The organism is Streptomyces sp. NPDC034670 (genome assembly GCF_055574875.1).
In genome coordinates this window covers 44,538-49,281 of sequence record NZ_JBVITR010000022.1, presented here as the reverse complement: position 1 = coordinate 49,281, position 4,744 = coordinate 44,538, and the positions used below count along the sequence as shown (strand labels likewise).

At 76.0% G+C, this 4,744-nt stretch carries 5 protein-coding genes and 1 pseudogene; 4 read left to right on the top strand and 2 right to left on the bottom strand.

The window, feature by feature from the left end; translation table 11 throughout:
- Window positions 1-112: 112 nt before the first annotated feature.
- A complete protein-coding gene (locus tag ACZ56B_RS16960; RefSeq protein ID WP_468790558.1) occupies window positions 113-598 on the bottom strand; it encodes an SRPBCC family protein in 486 nt (161 codons plus the stop codon).
- Complete coding sequence (locus ACZ56B_RS16955; protein WP_468790557.1) at window positions 595-1,065, bottom strand: ArsR/SmtB family transcription factor; 471 nt, start codon at window positions 1,063-1,065, stop codon at window positions 595-597. Before ACZ56B_RS16955 ends, ACZ56B_RS16960 begins: the two co-directional genes overlap by 4 nt.
- 110 nt (window positions 1,066-1,175) lie before the next feature.
- On the opposite strand from ACZ56B_RS16955, the gene ACZ56B_RS16950 reads away from it, so the two are divergent.
- The 4 genes and pseudogenes from ACZ56B_RS16950 to ACZ56B_RS16935 form a co-directional block, all read left to right on the top strand.
- Window positions 1,176-2,699, top strand: coding sequence for an FAD-dependent oxidoreductase (locus ACZ56B_RS16950; RefSeq protein ID WP_468790556.1), 1,524 nt, complete (start codon window positions 1,176-1,178; stop codon window positions 2,697-2,699).
- 121 nt (window positions 2,700-2,820) lie between these two features.
- Window positions 2,821-3,681 carry a polysaccharide deacetylase family protein gene (locus tag ACZ56B_RS16945; protein ID WP_468790555.1) on the top strand — a complete coding sequence of 287 codons (861 nt, stop codon included), beginning with the start codon at window positions 2,821-2,823 and terminating at the stop codon, window positions 3,679-3,681.
- Window positions 3,682-3,699: 18 nt separating this feature from the next.
- Complete coding sequence (locus tag ACZ56B_RS16940) at window positions 3,700-3,879, top strand: hypothetical protein (RefSeq protein ID WP_468790554.1); 180 nt, start codon at window positions 3,700-3,702, stop codon at window positions 3,877-3,879.
- 33 nt (window positions 3,880-3,912) lie between these two features.
- A pseudogene (locus ACZ56B_RS16935) lies at window positions 3,913-4,626 on the top strand (peptidyl-tRNA hydrolase); the annotation flags it as partial.
- Window positions 4,627-4,744: the final 118 nt, after the last annotated feature.

Genomic DNA, 4,744 nt, shown 5'->3' with positions numbered 1-4,744 from the left:
TCCCCCCCCCCATCCCGTCTTCCCCCCCCCCCCCCCTCCCCCCCCCTCCCCCCCCCCCCCCCCCCCCCCCCCCCCCCCCCCCCCCCCCCCCCCCCCCCCCCCACCGCGGGGTTCAGCCCGCCAGGACGCCGTCCATCTGCCCGACCGACGCCCTCAGCCCCTCGACCATGCCCATCTCGGCCAGCCGGTCCATCTGCTCCCGGCTGTCGAAGGCCGAGCGCAGCTCCATCCGGGTGCCGCCGTCGCGCTCGGTGAGGGTCATCCGCACCGTGGTGGTCGGCATCTCGGGGTCCGGCCTGCCGTCCTGGTCGCAGAAGCCGTCGGTGAACTCCAGGGAGGCCGGCGGCGCCACCGAGGTGATCCGCCACCAGCCGCCGTACTTCTCGCCCTCCGGGCCGGTCATGAAGTACCTGACCTCCCCGCCGGGCGTCAGGTCGTGCTCCTCGAAGGTCGCCGGGTAGCCGGGGGGTCCCCACCAGCGCTCCAGCAGCCGCGGGTCGGCCCACAGCCGCCACACCCGTTCGACCGGTGCGGTGAAGTCGGCGGTCAGGGTGAGGGTGAGCCGGTCGACGTCCTTGTCCACGCCGGTGACAGTCATCCGTCCGGTCCTTTCGTCGTGTCCGTCGTACCCGTGGTGTCCGTTTCCCCCGCCGCCTCCACCGCCTCCGCCGTGTCCGTCGTGCGCGTCGCCGCGCCGCCGCCGGGGCCGGCCGCGGCGGTGTCCGGGAGCAGGCCGGACATCCGGTCCACCCGTGCCCGCCAGGCCGACTCCAGTTCGTCGAGGGCCTGCCGCGCACGTCCCACCGCGCCGGGATCGGTGCGCACGAGCCGCTCCCGTCCGCGCCGCCGCTTGGTGACCAGACCGGCCCGCTCCAGCACCGCGACGTGCTTCTGCACCGCGGCGAAGCTCATCGGGTACGCCGCGGCCAGGCGTGACACGGACAGCTCACCCCGCGCACAGCGGCGGAGCATGTCGCGGCGCGTCGCGTCGGCCAGGGCGTGGAACAGCCGGTCCACGGTGTCGTCGGTCCCACCGGATCCGGCGGCCGCCCCATCTACAACCATGTGGTTGTACGCTCATCCCGTCCGCCCCCGCGCGCAAACGGAAGCGGACTCGCTCCCCCCACGGGGTCCCTGGGGCCACTGAACCCGGCACACCGGGGTACTCGGCGCTCATGACGGAGAATCAGCAGGTCAGCGGCTCGTACTGGCTCCAGACCGCACCGGGCGGCCGCCACGCCCCGCTGACCGACGACCTCGATGTGGACGTGGCCGTGATCGGCGGCGGAATCGCCGGGCTGTGCACCGCGTGGGAACTGACGCGGGCCGGGAGGCGCGTCGCGGTGCTGGAGTCCGGGCGGATCGCGGCCGGCGTCACCGGACACACGACCGCCAAGATCACCGCCCTGCACTCCCTGGTCTACGACAAGCTGCGCCGCACCCGCGGCAGCGAGGGCGCGCGGCTCTACGCCCGCTCGCAGTCGGAGGCGATCGAGCACCTCGCCGAGGTCGCGACGGAGCTCGGCGTCGACTGCGACTGGGAGCGCCGCAGCGCGTACACCTTCGTCCGCGACGCCAGCCGGGTGGAGGAGGTGCGCGCGGAGGCGGAGGCCGCCCGGGAGGCGGGGCTGCCGGCCTCGTTCGTGACGGAGACCGGACTGCCGTTCCCGGTGGCGGGCGCGGTCCGGGTGACCGGGCAGGCGCAGTTCCATCCGCGCAAGTACCTGCTGGCCCTCGCCGACGACCTGGTGGCGCGCGGCGGGCTCATCCACGAGGACACCACCGTCCTCGGCCTGGAGGAGGGCGAGCCCTGCCGCCTGTCCACCGCCGCCGGGGCCACGGTGACCGCCCGGGACGTCGTGGTCGCCACCCATTACCCGATCTTCGACCGGGCCCTGCTGTTCACCCGCCTCTCCCCGCACCGCGAACTGGTCGTCGCCGGCCTCCTCCCCGCCGACCAGGACCCGGACGGGATGTACATCACCCCCGACGAGAACACCCGCTCGGTGCGCACCGCCCCCTACGGCGAGGACGGCACCCGGCGCCTGCTGGTGGTCACCGGGGAGCACTTCACCCCGGGCACGGGCGACACCCGGGCCCGCTTCGACCGCCTGACCGCCTGGACCCGCGAGCACTTCCCCGACGTGGAGCTCACCCACCGCTGGGCCACCCAGGACAACAGCCCCACCGACACCGTGCCGCTGGTCGGCCCGCTGCACCACGGCGCCCGGCACGCCTACGTCGCGACCGGCTTCGGCGGCTGGGGCATGAGCGGCGGGATGACGGCGGCCCTGCTGCTCACCGCGCAGATCACCGGCGAGGAGCGCGCGTGGAGCGGGCTGTACGACCCGCGCCGGCTGACCCCGGCCGTGCGCGAGGCGCCGTCCTTCCTCAAGACCCAGGCCGAGGTCGCCCGGCACTTCGTCGGCGACCGGCTGCGCCCCTCCCCTCCGGTGGAGTCCCTGCCCCCGGGCGAGGGCGCCGTGGTCCGCGCCGACGGCGGCCGCCTCGCGGTCTACCGCGACGAGGAGGGCGCCCTGCACGCGGTCTCCGCCCGCTGCACCCACCTGGGCTGCCTGGTCAGCTTCAACTCCGCGGAACGCGCCTGGGAGTGCCCCTGCCACGGCTCCCGCTTCGACATCGACGGCAAGGTCGTCCAGGGACCGGCGACCAAGCCGCTGGAACGGCGGGACATCTGAGCGAGGCGCCCGCGCGGGACGCCTCGGGCGTCCCGCGCGCCGTGCCCCGGCCGGGTGACACCGCCCCGGGGCACGGCACACGACGCGGCGAGGGGAACGGAGCGCCTCCTACCTTCATACGATGATCACATCCGTATGTCGCGTCGCCGCGCTCTGCGCCCTGGGGGCCGCGCTCGCCGCCTGCGCCACCGCCCACCCCCCTCAGCAGCGGTCCCGGCCCGCGCCCCCGGTCCCGGCCGTCCCGGCCTCCCCCGCCGCGCCCTCGTCGCCCCCCACCCTCGCTCCGGGTCCTTCGGGCCTGGTCCCGGTGTTCCGCAACGGCCCGCGCACCGACGACCGGACGGTGGCCCTCACCTTCGACGCCGACATGACCGCCGACCAGGGCCCGAGGGCGGCGGCGGGCGAGCGCTTCGACCACCCGCGGCTGATCGCCACCCTGCGCGCGCTGAAGGTCCCGGCCACCGTGTTCATGACGGGGCGATGGGCCGAGGAGTACCCGGACCAGGCCCGCTCCATCGGCCGGGACCCGCTGTTCGAGGTCGCCAACCACTCCTACAGCCACTACGCCTTCACCGGCGACTGCTACGGCCTGCCGACCGTCTCCCGGGACCGGATGCGGGCGGACGTGGAACGGGCGTACACCGCCTTCCGCCAGGTCGGGGTGGCGGATCCGATGCCGTACTTCCGCTTCCCCGGCGGCTGCTACGACCGGGCGGCGCTCAGGGCGCTGGCCCCGACGGGCGTCACGGCGGTGCAGTGGGACGTGGTCGGCGGCGACGCGTTCGCCACGGACGCGGAGGCGGTGGCCCGGCAGGTGCTGGACGGGGTGCGGCCGGGCTCGGTGGTCGTCCTGCACTGCACGCGCAGCGCGGCCCCGGCGACCGAGCGGGCGGTCCGCGGGGTCGTCCCGGAGCTGCGCCGCCGGGGCTACCGCTTCGTGAAGGTCTCCGAGCTGATCGCGACGGCGGGCGGACGGGGCTGAGCGTCCTACGCTGGAGGCATGAGCGACGACGACTACTGCCTGATCGACGCGACCAGGCCGCCGAAGGCCGACGGGCCGCCGTACGCGGAGTGCGTGCTGTGCCGGGAGCCGACGGAGTACCCGGAGTCGTACCGGGGCGTCACCCTGTGCCCGGCCTGTGAGTGGCGCGAGGCCGAGCGCACCTCCTGCTCGGGCTGACGGCGGTGCGCGGACGGTTGGCAGACTGGACCCGTGAGCACTGATCAGACGCCTGTCGCCGACAGCCCCTTCCGGCCCGACCCCGGTGCCCGCGACACGGCGCCCCAGTTCGTCCTGCCCCTGGTGGTCCGCATCGAGCGGGCGGCGCCCCCGCCCCGCACGGACGCCCTGGAGACGGCGGCCCGCGCGGTCCTGGTGATGCTGACCGACGAGCGCTCGGTGGGCGAGGGCGCGTGGGCGCGGGCGGTGCGCGCCTGGCAGGACGCCCGGATCCGCAAGGTGGTGCGCCGGGCGCGCGGCGCGGAGTGGCGCCGCGCCCAGACCCTGCCGGGCATCACGGTCACCGGCGGGTCGGCCGAGGTCCGCGTCTTCCCGCCGGTCCCCCTGGACGGCTGGCCCAAGGACCTCGCCCGCCTCCAGGTCTCCGGCACCGACCTCGACGACCCCCAGGCCCCGCCCCCGGCGGACCCGGCCGTCCCCGTCCTCTGGCTCAACCCCGGCCTGGACATGTCGGCCGGCAAGGCCATGGCCCAGGCGGGCCACGGCGCCCAGCTGGCCTGGTGGGAACTGTCCGGCGAGGAACGCGCGGCCTGGCACGCCGCCGGCTTCCCCCTCGCCGTCCGCACCGCGGACCCGTCCCGCTGGAGGGACCTGACCGCCGGCGGCCTGCCCACGGTCCGCGACGCGGGCTACACCGAGATCGCCCCCGGCTCCTGCACGGTGGTCGCGGACCACCCGGCGCTGCGCCAGGGCCTTTCGTCCGGCTCGGGGGGGGGGGGGGGGGGGGGGGGCGGGAGGGGAGAGAAGAAGGGGGGACGGGAGGGCGGAGCCGGGGGGGGGGGGGGGCAGGGGGGACACATTTCCC

Bases quoted from the DNA above. Each gene is read 5' to 3' on its own strand.
- ACZ56B_RS16955 (WP_468790557.1), bottom strand. From the start codon at position 1,065: ATGGTTGTAGATGGGGCGGCCGCCGGATCCGGTGGGACCGACGACACC.
- ACZ56B_RS16960 (WP_468790558.1), bottom strand. From the start codon at position 598: ATGACTGTCACCGGCGTGGACAAGGACGTCGACCGGCTCACCCTCACC.
- ACZ56B_RS16950 (WP_468790556.1), top strand. From the start codon at position 1,176: ATGACGGAGAATCAGCAGGTCAGCGGCTCGTACTGGCTCCAGACCGCA.
- ACZ56B_RS16940 (WP_468790554.1), top strand. From the start codon at position 3,700: ATGAGCGACGACGACTACTGCCTGATCGACGCGACCAGGCCGCCGAAG.
- ACZ56B_RS16945 (WP_468790555.1), top strand. From the start codon at position 2,821: ATGATCACATCCGTATGTCGCGTCGCCGCGCTCTGCGCCCTGGGGGCC.